The organism is Candidatus Neomarinimicrobiota bacterium (genome assembly GCA_022560655.1).
Taxonomy (GTDB): Bacteria; Fidelibacterota; Marinisomatia; order SCGC-AAA003-L08; family TS1B11; genus JADFSS01.
Genome location: JADFSS010000005.1, coordinates 30,200 through 47,730, shown reverse-complemented (window position 1 = coordinate 47,730; position 17,531 = coordinate 30,200). Strand labels below are relative to the sequence as shown.

The 17,531-nt window shown below is 61.8% G+C and carries 17 protein-coding genes; 11 read left to right on the top strand and 6 right to left on the bottom strand.

Going from position 1 to position 17,531, the window contains the following annotated elements:
• The first annotated feature begins 1 nt into the window (after position 1).
• The gene (locus IH971_01745; protein MCH7496559.1) at positions 2-1,849 is read left to right on the top strand and encodes a TRAP transporter large permease subunit; all 1,848 of its coding nucleotides are present in this window, start codon (positions 2-4) and stop codon (positions 1,847-1,849) included.
• A 706-nt stretch (positions 1,850-2,555) separates the two neighbouring features.
• Here the strand turns inward: IH971_01745 and IH971_01740 are convergent.
• The 5 genes from IH971_01740 to IH971_01720 all read right to left on the bottom strand — a co-directional run bounded on the left by IH971_01740 (position 2,556) and on the right by IH971_01720 (position 6,929).
• Entirely contained in the window at positions 2,556-3,116 is a 561-nt protein-coding gene (locus tag IH971_01740; protein ID MCH7496558.1) for a hypothetical protein, read from the bottom strand.
• Entirely contained in the window at positions 3,109-3,717 is a 609-nt protein-coding gene (locus IH971_01735) for a hypothetical protein (protein MCH7496557.1), read from the bottom strand. Before IH971_01735 ends, IH971_01740 begins: the two co-directional genes overlap by 8 nt.
• A gap of 366 nt (positions 3,718-4,083) precedes the next feature.
• Positions 4,084-4,404, bottom strand: coding sequence for a 4a-hydroxytetrahydrobiopterin dehydratase (locus IH971_01730; GenBank protein MCH7496556.1), 321 nt, complete (start codon positions 4,402-4,404; stop codon positions 4,084-4,086).
• A 14-nt stretch (positions 4,405-4,418) separates the two neighbouring features.
• Positions 4,419-5,768, bottom strand: a complete 1,350-nt coding sequence (dnaA, locus tag IH971_01725; protein ID MCH7496555.1) for a chromosomal replication initiator protein DnaA — start codon at positions 5,766-5,768, stop codon at positions 4,419-4,421.
• Positions 5,769-5,966: 198 nt separating this feature from the next.
• On the bottom strand, positions 5,967-6,929 hold the full coding sequence (locus tag IH971_01720; protein ID MCH7496554.1) for a hypothetical protein: 963 nt from the start codon (positions 6,927-6,929) through the stop codon (positions 5,967-5,969).
• A 144-nt stretch (positions 6,930-7,073) separates the two neighbouring features.
• Between IH971_01720 and IH971_01715 the strand changes: the two genes are divergently transcribed.
• The 3 genes from IH971_01715 to IH971_01705 are packed head-to-tail and all read left to right on the top strand — an operon-like array spanning position 7,074 to position 10,379.
• Complete coding sequence (locus tag IH971_01715) at positions 7,074-7,988, top strand: formamidopyrimidine-DNA glycosylase (protein ID MCH7496553.1); 915 nt, start codon at positions 7,074-7,076, stop codon at positions 7,986-7,988.
• Between the two features lie 46 nt (positions 7,989-8,034).
• Positions 8,035-9,258 (top strand): DegT/DnrJ/EryC1/StrS family aminotransferase, encoded by a 1,224-nt coding sequence (locus IH971_01710; protein MCH7496552.1) that lies wholly within the window; start codon positions 8,035-8,037, stop codon positions 9,256-9,258.
• 8 nt (positions 9,259-9,266) lie between these two features.
• Complete coding sequence (locus tag IH971_01705) at positions 9,267-10,379, top strand: hypothetical protein (protein MCH7496551.1); 1,113 nt, start codon at positions 9,267-9,269, stop codon at positions 10,377-10,379.
• Between the two features lie 104 nt (positions 10,380-10,483).
• Here IH971_01705 and bcp read toward each other — a convergent pair whose 3' ends face one another.
• A complete protein-coding gene (gene bcp / locus IH971_01700; GenBank protein ID MCH7496550.1) occupies positions 10,484-10,942 on the bottom strand; it encodes a thioredoxin-dependent thiol peroxidase in 459 nt (152 codons plus the stop codon).
• A gap of 154 nt (positions 10,943-11,096) precedes the next feature.
• On the opposite strand from bcp, the gene IH971_01695 reads away from it, so the two are divergent.
• From IH971_01695 to IH971_01665, 7 genes are all read left to right on the top strand, one after another.
• Positions 11,097-12,032: an aldo/keto reductase gene (locus tag IH971_01695; protein ID MCH7496549.1), complete on the top strand. Its 936-nt coding sequence runs from the start codon at positions 11,097-11,099 to the stop codon at positions 12,030-12,032.
• Positions 12,033-12,117: 85 nt separating this feature from the next.
• Complete coding sequence (locus IH971_01690) at positions 12,118-12,648, top strand: peroxiredoxin (protein ID MCH7496548.1); 531 nt, start codon at positions 12,118-12,120, stop codon at positions 12,646-12,648.
• 6 nt (positions 12,649-12,654) lie between these two features.
• Positions 12,655-13,164, top strand: coding sequence for an isoprenylcysteine carboxylmethyltransferase family protein (locus tag IH971_01685; GenBank protein ID MCH7496547.1), 510 nt, complete (start codon positions 12,655-12,657; stop codon positions 13,162-13,164).
• A gap of 39 nt (positions 13,165-13,203) precedes the next feature.
• Positions 13,204-14,166 (top strand): EamA family transporter, encoded by a 963-nt coding sequence (locus IH971_01680; protein ID MCH7496546.1) that lies wholly within the window; start codon positions 13,204-13,206, stop codon positions 14,164-14,166.
• A gap of 29 nt (positions 14,167-14,195) precedes the next feature.
• On the top strand, positions 14,196-15,503 hold the full coding sequence (locus IH971_01675; GenBank protein MCH7496545.1) for an MATE family efflux transporter: 1,308 nt from the start codon (positions 14,196-14,198) through the stop codon (positions 15,501-15,503).
• A 110-nt stretch (positions 15,504-15,613) separates the two neighbouring features.
• Complete coding sequence (gene ssb, locus IH971_01670) at positions 15,614-16,030, top strand: single-stranded DNA-binding protein (GenBank protein ID MCH7496544.1); 417 nt, start codon at positions 15,614-15,616, stop codon at positions 16,028-16,030.
• 162 nt (positions 16,031-16,192) lie between these two features.
• Positions 16,193-17,380, top strand: a complete 1,188-nt coding sequence (locus tag IH971_01665) for a hypothetical protein (protein MCH7496543.1) — start codon at positions 16,193-16,195, stop codon at positions 17,378-17,380.
• Positions 17,381-17,531 lie beyond the last annotated feature (151 nt).

Genomic DNA, 17,531 nt, shown 5'->3' with positions numbered 1-17,531 from the left:
CATGGACTGCCTGACCCTCAAGCAGTATGCGGCCACTGCCGGTGGCACGGTCCGGCGCGGCCTTGACCTCGCAGGGGATTGGACCTTGGTGACCATATTGGCCGTGATGGTGACCTTTCCCGTGGCCGAGGTCATTTGGCGTGAGCTGTTCAGGTCGGGCATCAGCGGATCCATCGTCACCGTGCAGCACCTCACGCTCTGGATCGGCTTCGTGGGGGCCATGCTGGCGGCGCGGGATGGGCGTCTGCTTTCGCTTACCGGTGACAGCAGCTGGCTGCCGGAACGGTGGAGCACCGCGGCGGGGATTCTCGCGGGCGTGGTGTCGGTGGGCGTCACCGTGGCCCTGCTGGTGGCCAGCTTACACCTGGTGGCCGTGGAACGGGCCTTCCCCCGGACGGTGCTCGGCCCGATCCAGGTCTGGATGGCCCAGGCGGTGATGCCGGTGGGCTTCGCCGTCATCGCCTGGCAGCTCCTGCGCCGCAGCAGCAGCCGCTGGGACCACCGGCTGATCGTCGTGGCGGGGGTGGCACTCCTGGCGTGGCTGGGTATGGGCCTGGAGTGGCAGGGCGGCGCGGCCCTTTATGTGGGTTTCGCCGGACTGTTACTGGCGGTCATTCTGGGGTCGCCCATTTATGTGATCCTGGGTGGCGCCGCCGTGCTGCTGTTTTGGAATGTGGGCGGCGTGCTGGCGGCCATCCCTGCAGAGACCTACCGCATCGTGGTCCATCCCATGCTGCCTACCATTCCGCTGTTTACGCTGGCAGGCTTCTTTTTCGCCGAGGGCGGCGCCTCCCAGAGGCTGGTACGCGTTTTCAGGGCCTGGTTTGGCTGGATACCGGGCGGAACACCGGTGGTGGCCGTGTTGGTGTGCGCCTTTTTTACCTCATTCACTGGGGGGTCCGGCGTCACCATTCTCGCCATGGGCGGGCTCCTGTTCCCCATGCTCTTGAAGGAGGCTTACTCGAAAGACTTTTCCACCGGCCTGCTCACAGCCTCGGGCTCGCTGGGCCTGCTGTTTCCCCCCAGCCTGCCGGTAATCCTCTACGGCATCCGTTCCCAAACCCCCATTGACCGGCTCTTCCTGGCGGGGCTCCTCCCGGGGCTGTTGCTCATGGCTCTGCTGGCCGCCTGGGGAGTCCGGCAAGGGCTGGTGGGCCAATCCCGACGCACGCCTTTCCGATGGCGCGAGGCGTTGGCGTCGGTGTGGGTGGCCAAATGGGAAGTATTCACGCCGCTGATTGTGCTGGTGGGGCTGTTCGCCGGCATCGCCACCCTGGTGGAGACAGCGGCCATCACGGCCATCTATGCCTTTATCATCCAGGTCTTCGTCTATCGCGACCTACGGCTGACCCGACAGGTCATCCCTACCATGGTGAACTGCGCCACCCTGGTGGGCGGGGTGCTTATCATCCTGGGAGTGGCCATGGGCCTGACCAGCTACCTGGTTGACGCCGAGGTACCCACCAGAGCATTGGCGTGGGTCCAGGCCCATATCCATTCCAAGCTGGTCTTCCTGCTGGCGCTCAATGCCGGCCTGTTGCTGGTGGGCGCGCTCATGGACATCTTCTCAGCGATTATTGTTGTGGTGCCGCTGATTGCGCCTATGGGGCTGGCATTCGGCATCGACCCGGTGCACCTGGGCATTATTTTCCTGGTGAATCTGGAGCTGGGCTACCTGACGCCGCCGGTGGGCATGAACCTGTTCCTGAGCAGCTACCGCTTCGAGATGCCGCTGCCCGCTGTCTACCGCTCGGTGGTGCCCTATCTGATCATCCTGGCCGTGGGCGTGCTGCTCATCAGCTACGTGCCGGCTATTACGCTCACGATTCCAAACCTGCTGGGGCGCTAACAAGACCGGCCGGCGCGTCCCGGCGCCCAAGCTCCCGGTCAGTCCATCCAGCCAGTCCACCACCTTTGCCATCGCCCCCGTGATGTTGGCGGCGTTGGCGGCCTGGCTGGCGGCATCCTTTTTGCGGCTCAGCTGCAGGCCGTGGTCGCCGTTCACCACCGTGACCGCGACCTGGTGACCGGCGCCGCGTACATAGGCCTCCATCATTGGCAGCGCGTTCAAAGGGTCGCTGTTGCCCGTCAGCAGGTACACCGGCCGCTGCTCTGCCCTGAGACCGGGGTAGTGCTTGTCACCGCTGGCTGCGTCCCTGAATACGGGCGTCAGCAGGATAACGGCGGCGACTTTGGGGCGGGAGCGGAACACCCGGTAGGCCACGGCGGCCCCCAGTGATTTGCCCGCCAGCACAATCGGCTGCGCCGCCACACGGGGCAGTCCCTCGGCGTAGGCCAAAACCCCCTCCAGGTCCGCTACCTCCCGGGCACGGTTGCCCGATGCCCGGCCCCCGGCGGCGGTGTAGCGCCAATCAAAGCGTAGCGCCGCCCAGCCGGCCGTCACGGCGTGGTCGGCCAGTGCGGCGATGAGGGCGCCTTCCTTGGGGTAAGCTGAGCCCGGGGCGATAATGAGCAGGGGGACCGGGCTATTCCCGGGCGGATAGGCGATCAGCGCCGGTACCTCACCGCCCTGGGGCAGCACGATGGCGACCCAATCAGCCAGCGGGCAAGCCTGGCCGGGGTATCATGAGCAGCGCCGGCACCTGCCGATAGTCCTCTTCCTGAGCCAACAGCCGTTTAGCCAGCGTCAGGCAGCGGTGTACGCCGTCGAATATAAAAAAGGAACCCTCCGGCGACTGCTCGCGCTCCTCATCTGTCGCCGGCGCCAGCATGAGGGTGCCAAAGCGCTCGTAGTCGAACTCGTCGTCCATATAGCGGCACTTGCCGAAATAGTCAGGGTCGTGCTCCACCGGCGACAGTCCCAGATCAGCCGTCAGCTTTTCAAACGTCCATTTGTTCACCAGGAGCCGTGCCGCCACCTCGCCCAGGGTACGCCCCTCATCAGCGGGTGTGAGGAGCCGGCTGCCGTCGGCTTCCGGCCAGATGAGCGACAGGAAGCGCTCGTCATCCTGGAGGTGGACCTGATAGAGTTCCCGGGCCTCACCGAGGGCATCATCCACCTTGGGGTCCAGATGGTGGAGCCCGGCCCGGGTCGCGTCCAGCAGTTCAACCGCCTGAGGCCAGGTCATGCGGGTCATGCTGGGGCTTTTAGCCATCTTCCTCCTGGTGAAAAAAGTCCGCCTTCAGGGCTTCAATGAGGTCGGCCTTGTGCGCAGAATCCGCTTCCCACCACGGTTCCGCTGCCTGCAGAACCCGGACGGCGGTCTGGGTGCGTTCACCAAAGAAGATTTCATTCAGCGCCAGCAGGCTCATGAACTCGGCGTGGACATCGGCGATATTGCAGCGCGTTACCGAGGATTCCTTGAGCATTTTGGAGATGATGCCCACGGCCTTAGTGGGGTCCTCCGCCGTCTTGGCCATGGCCGTGAGAAAACTCCTGGTGTAGTTTTTCTCCTGCCCGATGACCGCGGTACTCTTGCCCATGAGGCTCACCGTACGCTCGATGAGTTCGATACGCTTCTGCGTCAGGTCATAGCCGGTCTGCTCAGCCCAGAGCGCCTTTTGAACGAGCATGGCGCCCCACACGGCCCCGCCGAAGGCCAGGATCCCTGAAATGATCGCCAGAAAAAGATTGTATTTCAGGGTGCTGAATAGATTTCCCAGGCGCGACGGCCGTCGCGGCTCCGTCCTGGCCGGTTGCTGCGCCGGGGCATCCTTGCCGGCCGGTCTAATTTCTCCCTTGGCTGTCTTACTCATAACGTCCTCACTGTCCATCCTGTGGATGTAATCGAGCCTCGCATTATTGGTCTCTCACAGCCTGTACCGGGCCGCGTCATCATCGCGAGACGGTGACCGAAGCTAGCCCCACGCGCGTGGAATAGCAATGTGCCGCCCGTGCGCGGCGGTGGTCAGGATACGTTATTTAGAGGGGTCTCTGGTTCCGCCATGGCCACCTTACTCTCCACAGTCTGATGCTGCGGCAGCGGGGCCCAGGCGACGCGCCGGGTAGCAGCTGTTTATCCGGCGCCCTGATTCAGCGCGACATTCAGCAGCCTCGCTGTGGCAACTGGCTGCCTCGGGGTGAGTTTCATGCGGGGGTAGCGCTGCTTGATCGGTCAAATATCAGCTTAGCCTACCAGCCAGCTCCGCAATCTTGCGGGCCATATTTATGTCCCTGGCCGTGACCCCGCCCGCATCGTGGCTGGTGAGAATAACGTCCACGGCACCCCACCTCAGCACCAGGTCGGGATGGTGATTGGCCTCCTCGGCCAGGAGGGCCACCTGCTGGACGAAAGCGGCACCATCGAGATAAGCGGCAAAGGCGATGGTGGTGCGGAGCGCAGCACCACCATGCGTCCAAGTGGGCGACTCCGTGAGAAACGCCTCGATTTCAGACGGCGGAAGCTTGTGCGGCCGGGGGGCGGAACCACTCTCTGCGGTCAAAGTACGGGCCTCCTCTAAAAGACGTTGTTGGCCAGTTCATGCCGGATCGACCCCACCCGCGCCATGAATTGGGGGTCGGCGTTCATCTTGTGCTCAACAGTCCGGCAGGCGTGAATGACGGTGGAATGGTCGCGTCCGGCGAAATGAAGCCCGATGGTCACGAGCGATGCGCCGGTGAGCTCCCGGGCCAAAAACATGGCGACCTGCCGGGCCAGGGCGAGATCCGCGCGGCGCCCCTTGCCGATGAGATGGTTCTCGCGAAAGTCAAACTCGTCCGAGATGACCTTGATGACCTCATCAACGGTGACATTCTTGGCGGCATTTTTGCCCAGTATCTGCTGGACCACCTGCCGGGCCATTTCCAGATTGATCTCCTGGTTACGCAGGGAGCTGTAGGCCAGGAGCCGGATGAGGGCCCCCTCCAGGTCCCGCACATTGGACTTGATGCAATGAGCAATATACTCCGTGATCTCGTAGGATATATCGAGGCCGTCTTGCTCGGCCTTGTGCAGCAGAATGGCGATGCGCGTCTCCAGGTCGGGCGGATGGATATCGACGACCAGGCCGGCCTGAAAACGGGAGATCAGGCGGTCCTGCAACCCGGAGAGCTCGCTGGGAGGGCGGTCGAGGGTCATGACAATCTGCTTGCCGCGCTGGTAAAGGTCGTTAAAAGTGTGGAAAAACTGCTCCTGGGTCTGCTCCTTTTTCTGGAAGAATTGAATATCGTCCACCAGCAACATATCCACACTGCGATAGTATTTGGAAAATGACGTGGTGCGGTTCTTCTGGATGGATGAAATAAAGTCCAAGGTGAACTTCTCGCTGGTGACATATACTACGCGGGTGTCGGCATCCTGGGCCAACATATGATTGCCCACAGCCTGAAGCAGATGGGTCTTGCCCAACCCCACCCCGCCATAGATCACCAGCGGGTTGAACAGGTTTTTTTGCAGGCCATCACAAACGGACTGGGCCGCCGCCTTGGCGAACTGATTCCCGGCGCCCTCAATAAAGTTTTCAAAGGCGTAACGGCGGTTCAGTTGCGACTGGCGCGAAAAGCCGTTCCCGCGCTCAATTTCCGTCGGCAAGATGGGCGCAGGCTCATCCGCCAGACCTTCGCCCAGAACCACGCTGTACTGTACCTGGAGGTCCCTGCCGGTAGCCTGCTTCAGGGCCGCCACAATGATGGGCCGATAGTGGGCATCGAGCCACTCATAATAGAACTGGCTCGGCACCTGGAGGGTCAGCTGCGAGTCCTGCAGGTTGGCCACCTTGAGCGGTTCAAACCAGGTCTGAAAGGTTTGGGTGGCGACCCGATCTTTAATGAGTGAAAGGCAATTTTGCCAAACGGCAGAGGTGTCCAACAGTACTCAGTCAGTTAACTATTAAATTTGAAAGCGAGCCTAGCGGCCGGCAAGTTATCCACAGGTTGTCCACACTCACCGATCACGCGTTTGAAGTTGAACCGCGGCCACGCAGGCAGTCAAGTTAATTGTGGCGCGAGGCCGATTATTTTGCCCGTCAGGGGCGATTTGCACCCCAGATCTCGCGGGCTAAGACGGCTACTGCAGGGGGGCGGTGGAAAAGCTGTCCCGGAGGCTGGCCACCAGCTCCTGGTCGGTCAAATCGAGGATGGGCGTCGTATCGTACTGCTCAAAGTAAAGCGCGGGCGCCAGGCCGGCGGGCAGAGCCAGCGCCTCCTGTATGCGCCGGTCGCTGGGCACAAAACCGCGCAGCAGCAGCCGTTTCACCGTCTCGGCGATGGTTCCCTGCAACCCGCAGACAAAAACGACGCAGTTGGCCGGCGCGATGTAACCCGGCTCGAATCCCAGGCGCTGCTCCAGGTCCGCCAACTTCTCAGCCTCGAAAAAGGCCTCCACCCGGCCGGTGTCACCCTGCCAATCAGGGTGCAGATGGGGGCGACTTATGGATGGAAAATAGCGCGGCGCCACAGGATTCAGCAGCGCCTCCAGTTCCGCGCTGTAGGCCAGATCGGTGGGGTGGCTGGCCCCGTGCAGCAGCACATAGTTGGGGGCTTTGCCAGGCTCAAATTCGCCCTGCCAGGACGCTTGCAGCACCATGGCCACAAAGGGCGCCAAGCCCGTTCCGGCCGCCACAAACAGGCGCAGCCGGTGGTCGTTCTCCCCCAGCGCATGCGCCAGGGTGAAGTGCCCCGTGATCTTGGGGCCCAGCCACAACCGGGCGCCCGGCTGCAGCGGCCATAAAAGGTGGGTGAACGGATTGGCGCTGGTGGGCCGGTCCACGTAGCGCACGTAGAACTCAAGCCAGCGCTGCTCGTAAGGCGGTGAGGCGATGGAGTAGGCCCTCCGTGAACCACCTTTTTCGGGCGCCTGCTCATTGTTGGCCCCCAACACGGCGTACTGCCCAGCCACAAATTTGGGGACCGCCGACGCAGCGGGTGACGCGTCGGCCGGAATATCGGGCCGCACACGGAAGATGCTCAGTAGATCGGTGACGTCTTCCCGCTCGATCAAGGTGGCGTTATAGTTGAGAGGTCGGGCCAAGTTCCTCCGCCGCTACTCCGGTTAGCCTGTGGCGTTCAATCCCAAAGGTTGTAAGCTTAGGCTGCCGTGCCACCATAAAGAAGAGTAATTCGGGACTGCGCCGCTTAGCTTCCGGCGACCCGCAGGAAATCACGTCGCCCACCCATGCCCGAGTACCCCGATATTGCCATTTACCTTGAGCGGCTGGAGGCACTGCTGGGTGGCGAACAACTGCTCAAGGTGCGCCTGCGCAGCCCTTTTCTGCTGCGCACCGCCGAGCCACCGCTGAGCACCATCGAAGGACAGACGGTCACCGGCTTCGAGCGCCTGGGCAAGCGGCTGGTCTTCTGCTTCCCCGTTGATCACTTCCTGGTGCTCCACCTGATGATCGCCGGACGCCTCCACTGGCGCGCAGCAGGGAGCAAGATTCCGGGCAAGCTGGGACTGGCCGCCTTCGAATTTGCCCACGGCAGCTTGCTGCTGACCGAGGCCGGAACCCGTAAGCGTGCCGCACTCCACCTCCTGGCAGGGCGGGACCAGCTGGCCGCCATGGACCGGGGTGGCCTGCACGTGCTAGGGGCTACCCGCCAGCAGTTCCGCGACGCCCTGCAACGGGAAAGCCACACCCTCAAACGCGCGCTGATGGACCCGCGCCTGTTTGACGGCATCGGCAACGCCTACTCCGATGAAATCCTGCACCGTGCCCGGCTGTCGCCGCTGGCACTCAGCCAACGGCTTGGGGACGAGGCCATCGAGCGCCTGCGGCTGGCCGCCCAAGACGTGCTCCGGGACTGGACCGACCGCCTGCGCCAGGAAGTGGGCGACGGCTTCCCCGAAAAAGTTACCGCGTTTCGCGAGGGCATGGCCGTGCACGGACGCCACGGCCAGCCCTGCCCGGTCTGCGGCCACCCGGTGCAGCGCATTCGTTACGCCAGCAACGAGACCAACTACTGCCCCCACTGCCAGACCGGGGGCAAGTTGCTGGCCGACCGTGCTCTGTCGCGCCTGCTGAAAGCGGACTGGCCGCGCTCCCTGGAAGCGCTGGAGGAACTTCCCGGGCGCAGGGGTCAGGGGCCGTGAAAAAGGGGCGCTATACAGGCCTCGGATCGCGTAGCTTCGGCGGCCCATGAGTACGTCCACTCGTCAGCCCGCGGAACAGTTGGCGCTCCTTGGCGGTGCCCCGGCCGTCGACCGCACCCAGTGGCCCTCCTGGCCGCCGCGCCTGCCGGGACTGGTGGAGGCGCTCCGGCAGGTCGTGGAGGAGGACCAGTGGGGGGTGCGCTCAGCGACCATCAAGCAGTTCGAGGAGGCCTTCGCCGCCTACCACGAAGCCGAATTCGCGCTGGCCATGGCCAACGGCACGCTGGCCCTCCAGGCCGCCTTGCTGGCCTTGGGGGTGGAGCCGGGGGACGAGGTCATCCTCCCCGCCTATACCTTCGTGGCCACCGCCGCTGCCGTGCGCTATGCCGGGGCTCACCCGGTCTTCGCTGACGTGGACCCCACCACTTTCAATCTCGATCCCCAGGACGCCGCCCGGCGTATCACGCCCCGCACCCGCGCCATCCTGCCGGTGCATATCGGGGGCAACCCCGCCGATATGGCCGCCATTAACAAGCTGGCGGAGCAGCACGGACTGGCGGTCATCGAGGACGCGGCGCAGGCCCACGGCGCTATTTACGCCGGCCGCAAGGTGGGCGCCCTCGGTCTGGCGGGCTGCTTTTCGTTTCAGTCGTCAAAAAATATGACCGGCGGCGAGGGCGGTATATTGCTCACCAACGACCGGGCCTATTATGAGCGGGCGTACCAGATCTACAACTGCGGGCGGGCGCTGGGCGGCCCGTGGCACGAGCACGTAGCCCTGGGGCTGAACCTGCGCATCTCCGCCTTTCAGGCCGCCGTGCTGCTGCACCAGCTGCCCCAGGTGGAGTCCTGGGCCGTCACCCGGGAGGCCAACGGACGCTACCTGGAGGAGCGGCTCGGCGCCATCCCAGGCATCACCTGCGCCCGGCGCTACCCGGAAACCGGACGCAACGCCTACCACCTGTTCATTTTTACCTACGATCCGGACCCGTTTGACGGCCTGCCCAGGGCCCGCTTCCTGGAAGCGCTCAACGCGGAGGGGGTGGTGGCCTCCCAGGGCTACAGGCCCCTCACCGACCTGCCGTTCCTCTACTCTAAGGAGCAGCAGGCCAAGGGCGGCTCGGCCCAATCCTGGCCGGTGACCGAGTACGTCTCTCAGCAGGGGGTCTGGCTGCGGCAGTTCGAGCTGCTGGCGGACAGGAACATGATGGATGGGATTGTGGCGGCGGTTGAGAAGGTGCGAGCGGAGGCAGAAAAATTGCAAAAATGACAGCAAAAATGCCGCGCGCTTTCGTTATCATGCCATTCGATAAGGAATTCGACGCTGTATATGCTCAGTTCATAAAGCCTGCGTTGGAAAAGTTAGGCTTTGAGGTGTTTCGCGCCGATGACATCCAAAACCAGCGAAGCATTCTGCAGGATATTGTGGTTTCTCTTTCAGAGTCAGATCTGGTCATCGCAGACCTCACCGGCGGTAATGAAAATGTCTTTTATGAGCTCGGTCTTGCTCATGCTCTTCAACGCCCAGTGATTCATCTGACGCAAGACTCCGAGGAAATACCGTTTGATCTCAAGCCCTATCGCTTTGTCTCCTACAGCACGCATTTCGCTGAAATTGACACCGCTCGCAGTCGACTTAGCGAACTCGCGTCTGGATTTCTTTCGGGCGGCGTAAGATTTGGGAATCCTATAACCGATTTTCTCCCGCATCACGGTGGGTCTGTCAAAGAACCTGCTGATCAAACGAATCATTCCACTGGGGTCCCCAATCTAGGGGTTGGCGCTAAGGATCCTAATTCGAGTGATGAGCGGGGATTCTTAGACCACGTAGCAGATATGGAGGAGGGATTCCTTCTCCTTACGGACATTATAAATGACGTTGGAGAGGAGATGGACGCCATTACTGCCGCCATGAATCGTGGAACAAAGGGGTTCAAGAACTCTGAATCGGCAGCACACTCTAGGGCCATATCCCGTTCTATTGCAATAGACATCGATCGATTTGCGCTCAAATTGGAGGAAGCGAACGTTCGATATAGTGAGGTAACATCAACTACTAGTAACAGCCTTGAGTTTATCATCTCATTCTTTGGGAATTTGATTGCCGACAACCCAGAGACCGGGCACGAACTCATCTCAGTTCAGCTTGAGCCGATCAGAGAATTGCTTGAAAAAGCTAGGGCAGGTAGAGATTCGTTTGCGAATCTTAGCGTGGCACTGGACCAGATTCCGAAGATTGAGCGCTTTCTTAACAAGGCAACTAGTAATGCAGCCAAACAAGTTAGGCGGCTTGTAGACAATGTTGAGATGACGATTGCTTCAGCCTCCCGGGCTATCGAGGTCGGAGACAGCATAATTAGAGATTTAGGCTCAGCCGGAGATGCTGATTGATCCAATAACTGATGAAATCATTTTCACGCGGAGCTCAACTAGACGAATCTCATTTCTCGATTCCCAGATTACCATCGCGATACAACTGGTGCCTATCTTGGCCCCTACGCCCACTCCTCCAAAATCGCCTTGGCGTGGTTCGGCGGCCGCACCTTGGCATAGACTTTGGCAACGTTGCCTTGCTCATCAATGAGGTACGTCGTGCGGCGGATGCCCTCGTACTCCCGCCCCAACATCTTCTTGGGGCCCCACACGCCGTAGGCCTTCATCACCTCGTGCCCCTCGTCGCACAGCAGGGGGTATGGGAAGCCGTACTTGTCCGCGAACTTCTTCTGCTTCACCGGTGGGTCGCCGCTCACGCCCACGATCTGGATGCCGGCCTGCTCAAACGCCTGGAATTCGTCCCGGAATCCCTTGCCTTCGATAATTCAGCCAGGGGTATTGGCTTTGGGGAAAAACCATAGCACCAGCTTACGTCCCCGGAAGTCGCTCAGCGACACCCGCTGGTTATCGGCATCGGGGAGGGTGAAGTCGGGGGCGGCTGTGCCCGGTTCCAGTAGCATGGTCTCTCCTTATGGGATGCGGTGGTCAGTGGTGGGGCCGGCGGCCCGCTTCAACGGGTTAATTTAGCACTGCCCTGCAGGCGGCCCAACTATTGTCGCCCGCTGGCCGCCGCCCGTAAATTGCCACCCTCCCCATGTACTTAGGCTCGCCAGCATGAACTACCGCCACCTGGGCCGCAGCGGCCTGCAGGTCTCGGAGATTGCCCTGGGCGGCTGGCTCAACGTCGGGGGCTGGGTGGACGAGAAGGCCGCCATTGCCCTCATCCACCAGGCCTTTGCTGCCGGGGTGAACCTGTTCGACGTGGCCGACGTTTACGCTGATGGGCAGTCGGAGGTGGTGCTGGGCAAGGCCCTGAAGGAACTGCCGCGGCAGCAGCTTGTGGTGGCCACCAAGTGCCGCTGGCGCATGTGGCCCGGCCCCATGGGGGAAGGCCTCTCCCGGAAGCACATCATCACCGCCTGCGAAGCCTCCCTGCGACGCCTGGACGTAGAGGCCATCGACCTCTACCAGGTGCACTCGCCGGACCCCAACACCCCCATTGAGGAGACCATGGCGGCCCTGGATCAGCTGGTGCGCCAGGGCAAGGTGCTCTACCTGGGCTGCTCAAACTTCTCCGCAGCCCAGCTGGAGGCAGCCCAAGCCGCGGCGCAGGGGCGCGGGGGCACTCCCTTCAGCTCCAGCCAGCCCCCCTACAGTCTCCTGGACCGCGGGGCGGAAGAGACCCTCTTCCCCGCCTGCGCGCAGGCCGGGGTGGGCAACATCGTCTACTCCCCGCTGGCACAGGGAGTGCTCACGGGCAAATACCGCCCGGGCCAGATCCCGGAGGGCAGCCGCCAGAGCCGCAAGAATTTTGACATCTCCTACCTCACGGAGGCCAACCTGGCGGTCGTGGAGCGGATCAGGCCGCTGGCGGAGCAGTTCGGCATGACCCTGGGACAGCTGGCCCTGCGCTGGTGCCTGCGCCGGGAGGAGGTGGCGGCCGTCATTGTGGGGGCCACCCGGCCCGAGCAGCTGGACGAAAACCTGGCCGCCGCGCAAAAGACACTGGATCCTCAGCAGGTGCAGGCCATTGCGGACGCCCTGGCCTGAGTGCCGTCCGCAGCTATCCCGCCAGCGACATACCGGCCCAAAATGTCTTGAATAGCTGGGCGGGTGGTGGTATAATCGCCTTGCTATGCAGCGCGGCATATCGATCGGGCGGTTGATTGCGGCCGGGTGGCTGGCTGCCGCCGGGGTACTGCTGGCCGCAGAGCCCCTGGCCGAAGGCGACCTGGCGCCCGACTTCACCTTGCCCGATCAGCATGAAGTGGACCGCTCCCTGTCCGATTACCGCGGCCAGAGGGTATTGGTCTACTTCTACCCCAAGGACGACACTCCCGGCTGCACCAAGGAAGCGTGCGGTCTGCGCGATGTCTACGCCGAGTATCAGACGGCCAACATCGTCATTTTGGGTATCAGCTACGACTCACCGGAGTCTCACCGGGATTTTATCGCCAAGCACGAACTGCCCTTCGCCCTGCTTAGCGATGCCCGCAAAGAGGTCTCCAAACTGTATGGCACCAAGGGGATCTACCCCATGGCCATCCGCCGCTCATTCCTCATTGATGAAGATGGGCGCGTCGTCAAGATCATCAAGGATGTGGATGTCACCACCCACAACCAGGATGTTCTGCGCTATTTCCGCGAAGCAGCCGCCCAACCGTAAACTCCCGTGACGCTGGGGGACAGCCCGACGCCGCGCGCTGGCACGGCGGGTTTCGCGCTGTCGCTGCTGACGTGGAGCCTCTTCCTGGCCCTGCAGCGCAGCCTGCCTATACCGACCCTGCAGCTTTCACCCGGCTGGCGCTGGGGCATGACCCTGCTCTTCGCCACTGACACTCTGGCAACCATCGTCTGGAGCCTGCGCGTATTGCTAGCTGCCCAGCGCGACCAGCGTCTGGCCAGCACCGGCCCCTACGCCGTGGTGCGCCACCCCATCTACAGTGCCCTGCTGTGGGGCGGGACCGCCGCTGTTGCCTTCGCTTTCCAGGCCTGGCTGGTGTTGCTGGCAGCTCTGCCGCTGCACCTGATCTGGATTCGTCTGGCCCTGATGGAGGAGCAGTGGCTGATTGCTTTTTTCGGTGAGGATTACCAGCGCTATGCCGCCCGCACGGGCCGGTTCCTGCCCCGGCGGTCGCAATTTACCACACCTCCCGGAGACTCCCCGGAGATTTCGGGCTAACCGTTTGTCGCGGCGCTCGCAGCTGCCGCCAGCTCCCCAATGACCGAGCATAAACCAGCTACCGGAACACCCCTGCTGCGCCTCGCCGGCGGCATGCTGCTGTTCATCTTGCTGGCCGCCCTCACCAACGTCCTCGCCCGGCGCCTCATGCTCACCCACAATCCCTATTTCGTCGGTTTCTGGCGTTTCACCCTGGCCGTGCCCGCGTTGGGCTTACTGCTCCGGGCGCAGGGACGAAAAATACTCCTGCTCCCGGTTGACCGTTGGCGCTTTGTGGTTCTGGCCCTGCTGGTGGTCCCCGGCAACCAGCTGCTGTTCCTCATCGCCATGCGCTACGCGCCGGCCAGCCACGCGGCCCTGATGTACGCCACCACCCCGGCGTGGGTGCTGCTGATCACCCTGGCCCTGGGTGTTGAGCGCTTGCGGGTGTGGAAGCTCACCGGCATCGCGCTGGCCATAGCGGGGGTGGTGATTGTCCTCATGGGCCAGGGGTTCGACCTCGGCAGCGAGGTGCTCAAGGGCGACGTCATCCTGCTGGGGGCCGTGGCGACCTGGTCAGTCTACACGGCCATCAGCAAGCCCCTGGTGGAGCGCTATGGCCCCCTCGAAGCGACGTTTCTGGTCATGGCTTTCGGCGGATTGCTCTACCTCCCCATCGGCATCCCCGCCGCCATCCTCACCGACTACAGCACCGTTACCCTGGCCGACTGGGGCTCGCTCATCTATATGGGGGTGTTCACCTCCGGCATGGCCTACTTCGTATGGTTCTGGCTGGTGGACCTGCTGCGCCCCACCCAGGTGGCCATTGTCACCACCGCCCTGCCGCCCGCCACCATACTGCTGGCCTGGCTGCTCATCGGCGAGAGCCTCACGCCTAATTTCATCCTGGGCGGGCTCATCACCCTGGTAGGCATCGTCGTTGCCGTTGTCGGCGGCGGTGGCAAGCATACCCTGCGCCGGGACCGGGAGGTGATGACTCCGGTGGACGGGCGAGCCATCTGAACCCTCTCCGCCGACCCCTCACCCGCGTGGTGATGAACCTGGCTGCGCCCATCATTTTAGCCAGCCTCTCCCAGACCCTGATGAGTCTCATTGACATCGCCATGGTGGGGCGCTTGGGGGCCGCGGCGGTGGCGGCGGTGGGTCTAGCCAGCATGTTCACCTTTGCCATCAGCGACTCCCTGAACGCCATACAGGCCGGGGTCCAGACGGTTGTTGCCCGCCGGGAGGGTGAGGGCCGCCCCCGGGAGGCCGGCGAGGCCTTGCGCAGCACGCACTATTTTGCGCTGGTTGTGGGGTCCATCGCCGGCCTGCTGTTCGTCGTGGGCTCCCGGGGGCTCATACCCCTCATAAACCCCGATGCCGACGTGGTTGCCATGGGACTCAGCTACATTCTTTACCGCGGGCCCAGCCTCGGCCTGGTGATGATGGGATTCGCCTTTTACGGCTTTTACAACGGGATCAGCCGTCCCCGCATCCACCTCCTCGTGTCCGTGGTGGCCAACACCCTGAACGTGGTGCTCAACTACGGCCTCATCTTTGGCCACTTTGGGATGCCGGCTATGGGCGTGGGCGGGGCCGGCCTGGCCACCACCATCTCGTCCGCCGTGGCCGTGGCGCTCTATGCTCTGGCCACCCGGCAGAACGCCCTGCGAAGACGCTATCCCGGCATCTGGCGGGGGCCGCGCCAGCCGGACACGCTGGGCAAGATCCTCAGGCTTTCGTTGCCTGCCGGCATCCAGCACTTCGGGGTGATGGCGGGCTTTGCAGCCTTCATGACCTTTATGGGCTGGGTGAGCACCGTGGCCCTGGCAGCAACCGAAATTGTCATCAACATTCTGTCCTTTTCCTTTATGCCCGCCACCGGATTCCTGTTTGCCACTCAAACGCTGGTGAGCAAGAGCATCGGAGAGGGGAATTTCAAGCGCGCCGAGGACTCGGTGCAGATAGCCACCCTCCTGTGCCTGATCCTGATGGGCTCCATGGGGCTGGTGTTTATTTCGGCCCCGCGCTTCATTCTGGGCCTCTTTACCCCGGTGGAGGCCATTGTCGCCATGGGTGTCCTGCCCCTGCAGATTCTGGGTCTGGTGCAGTTCGCCGACGCCGTGGGCATGGTCAATTTCGGAGCCCTGCGCGGCGCGGGTGACAATGTCTATCCGGCCGTGGCCGAGATCATGCTCATGTGGCTCTTCCTGCTGCCTGTCACCTGGTTCACCGCCATCCACCAGGGCTGGGGCATCAATGCCGGCTGGACGGCCCTGGCGGCTTACATCGTTATCTATGCCGCCACGTTCTATCTACGCTTCCGCCACGGGCCCTGGCGGCGCATCGTCATTTGACGCCGTAAAACTTGCCATTGTATCCTCCGGGTAAAATGCTTACGTTTTGTTTTCCGCAACGGGACAGATAATTCGGCCAGGGCGCCCGCCCCGGCCAAAAGGGGGGCAGCATGCAGCGAAACAGCGTCAACAAAGTAATCCTCGTCGGGCACGTGGGGGCCGACCCCGAGCCGCGCTACACACCGTCAGGCACCGCCGTGGTCAACCTGCGCATGGCCACCAACGAATCGTGGCGTGACGCCGACGGCAACGACCAGGAGCGCACCGAATGGCACCGGGTGGTGCTGTGGGGCAAACAGGCCGAGTTTGCCGCCAACTACATCAAGAAGGGCCAGCTGATCTCGGTGGAAGGCAGCCTGCAGACCCGCACCTGGGAAGACCGCAACAAGGTCGAGCAGCGTACCACCGAGATACGTGCCCAGGCCATCACCACCCTGGGCGGTCGCAAGGACAGCGACGCCAAACCCCCTGAGGATGCCCCCGGCGTCAGCGAGTCGCCCCCCGACGACGACGATATCCCATTCTAGGGGTCAGCATACAGCAGTCAACGCTAAGCCTTTGACCCCAGAATTCCCCAAGCGGAACTCGCGGGGTATCAGTGCAGGGTAGCCGAAATCCGCCTTCGCCATGCGGGGTAATCCTGCAAGATAACTATTGGCCGATATTCGTCGGGGCAAGAATTGTGAACCATGGGAGACATAATAATGTGGAATACGTGGGTAATGATTGGAATTCCAAGTTTCGTGGGGATAATTGGCTTTGTCCTTGGTCAGTACTTCAAACGTTGGGTTGACAGAGGACGCGCTATCGTAACCGTGGAAGGCGTCAAGGTGGATGTAGATCTCGCCGAATTGATCACGTTGCCTGTCACTGTAGTTTTAATGAGCGAGGAGAACCCATGGTTAACGGACCTAAATGAGCGCATTTCCGGCACCAAGCTAGCCAGTGTCATAAGCCGAGTAGAGTTCCTTCGGGGTAGGGTGGATGAAGCGCTACGGCGTGTCGAAGAATCGTTGACCAATCTCAGCAGGGTTGCGGCCATGGGCAAGTCCGAGAAGCAAGAATTCATCGAATATTTCACACTCCCCATTGTTGATGGCATTCTTGTCGGCAGCCTTGTTAGGGAGGAAATAAGCTTCGACCCAGTAGACTACTCTTCAGAACCTGAGAGTATTATAGTCTCGCCAAACACTAAAGTTGGGGGCTTTGATATCCACCTTGGTCCCAGAACTTATAAGTTCTACCACAAGAACAGCTCTTATGACCAATTTCTCAGGCCTGCAGCCGATGCATTCGCCTATTTCGACGTCCAGCGGATCCAGAAGATGCTTCAGCACGTCAGGAAAGAGCTGATTGCTGCTCCAAAGCACTTTGCCGAGATCACTGAAATGCTCACGTCCGTCGTTCAACCCGCACGCAGACTGTTTGCTAGTCTCCAGTTCATCAACCAGGGCCGATCTCCCTACGTAATATCCCCTTGGGCAGCGATTCGTCTGTTCAAATCGGGTGACTTCAACGGGACAGTCTTGATCCTGAGAAAATCCGGAAAGGAAGCGGCATCCACGAGCAAACCGGCCGAGCCTGCTGAGAATGATCATGATCCTCCGCCAGTTCGTACTATCCCACCTGGCGATGCCATCACTGTGAGTTATCGCTCTAAACTCTCCGTAGACGAAATCCTGGTAAACCACCCTTTGCTGCTTGAATTCGTAAACTCTGGTGCCGTCGACTGTCGTGTCACCGTGCAGCTCGTGACATCTTCATGGTGGGAAAAAGAATTCTGTCGATCCCCTCTGGCTTCCGTAGGAATCCGAGAGCTTACCGAAAAAGAGGAGGAAGATTTACTTAAGCGTGGCCAGAAGCTTGCACGAAAATGACAGCCAGCAACATTATTGTGAGCTAGGAAAAGGAAATTCTTCTGCCAAGTTCACATTATCCCTGAGCGCTGCGATCCTCCCCCGTCACATCTCTTCTTTACCATCGAACACCAGCACTTTGCCACCCCCTCGGGTCAACCAACGCTGGTCC

What these genes read in the sequence shown, in the direction of transcription:
- IH971_01745 (MCH7496559.1), top strand. Translation starts at nt 2, where the DNA reads ATGGACTGCCTGACCCTCAAGCAGTATGCGGCCACTGCCGGTGGCACG.
- IH971_01740 (MCH7496558.1), bottom strand. Translation starts at nt 3,116, where the DNA reads ATGGCTAAAAGCCCCAGCATGACCCGCATGACCTGGCCTCAGGCGGTT.
- IH971_01735 (MCH7496557.1), bottom strand. Translation starts at nt 3,717, where the DNA reads ATGAGTAAGACAGCCAAGGGAGAAATTAGACCGGCCGGCAAGGATGCC.
- IH971_01715 (MCH7496553.1), top strand. Translation starts at nt 7,074, where the DNA reads ATGCCCGAGTACCCCGATATTGCCATTTACCTTGAGCGGCTGGAGGCA.
- IH971_01710 (MCH7496552.1), top strand. Translation starts at nt 8,035, where the DNA reads ATGAGTACGTCCACTCGTCAGCCCGCGGAACAGTTGGCGCTCCTTGGC.
- IH971_01705 (MCH7496551.1), top strand. Translation starts at nt 9,267, where the DNA reads ATGCCGCGCGCTTTCGTTATCATGCCATTCGATAAGGAATTCGACGCT.
- IH971_01695 (MCH7496549.1), top strand. Translation starts at nt 11,097, where the DNA reads ATGAACTACCGCCACCTGGGCCGCAGCGGCCTGCAGGTCTCGGAGATT.
- IH971_01690 (MCH7496548.1), top strand. Translation starts at nt 12,118, where the DNA reads ATGCAGCGCGGCATATCGATCGGGCGGTTGATTGCGGCCGGGTGGCTG.
- IH971_01680 (MCH7496546.1), top strand. Translation starts at nt 13,204, where the DNA reads ATGACCGAGCATAAACCAGCTACCGGAACACCCCTGCTGCGCCTCGCC.
- ssb (MCH7496544.1), top strand. Translation starts at nt 15,614, where the DNA reads ATGCAGCGAAACAGCGTCAACAAAGTAATCCTCGTCGGGCACGTGGGG.
- IH971_01665 (MCH7496543.1), top strand. Translation starts at nt 16,193, where the DNA reads ATGGGAGACATAATAATGTGGAATACGTGGGTAATGATTGGAATTCCA.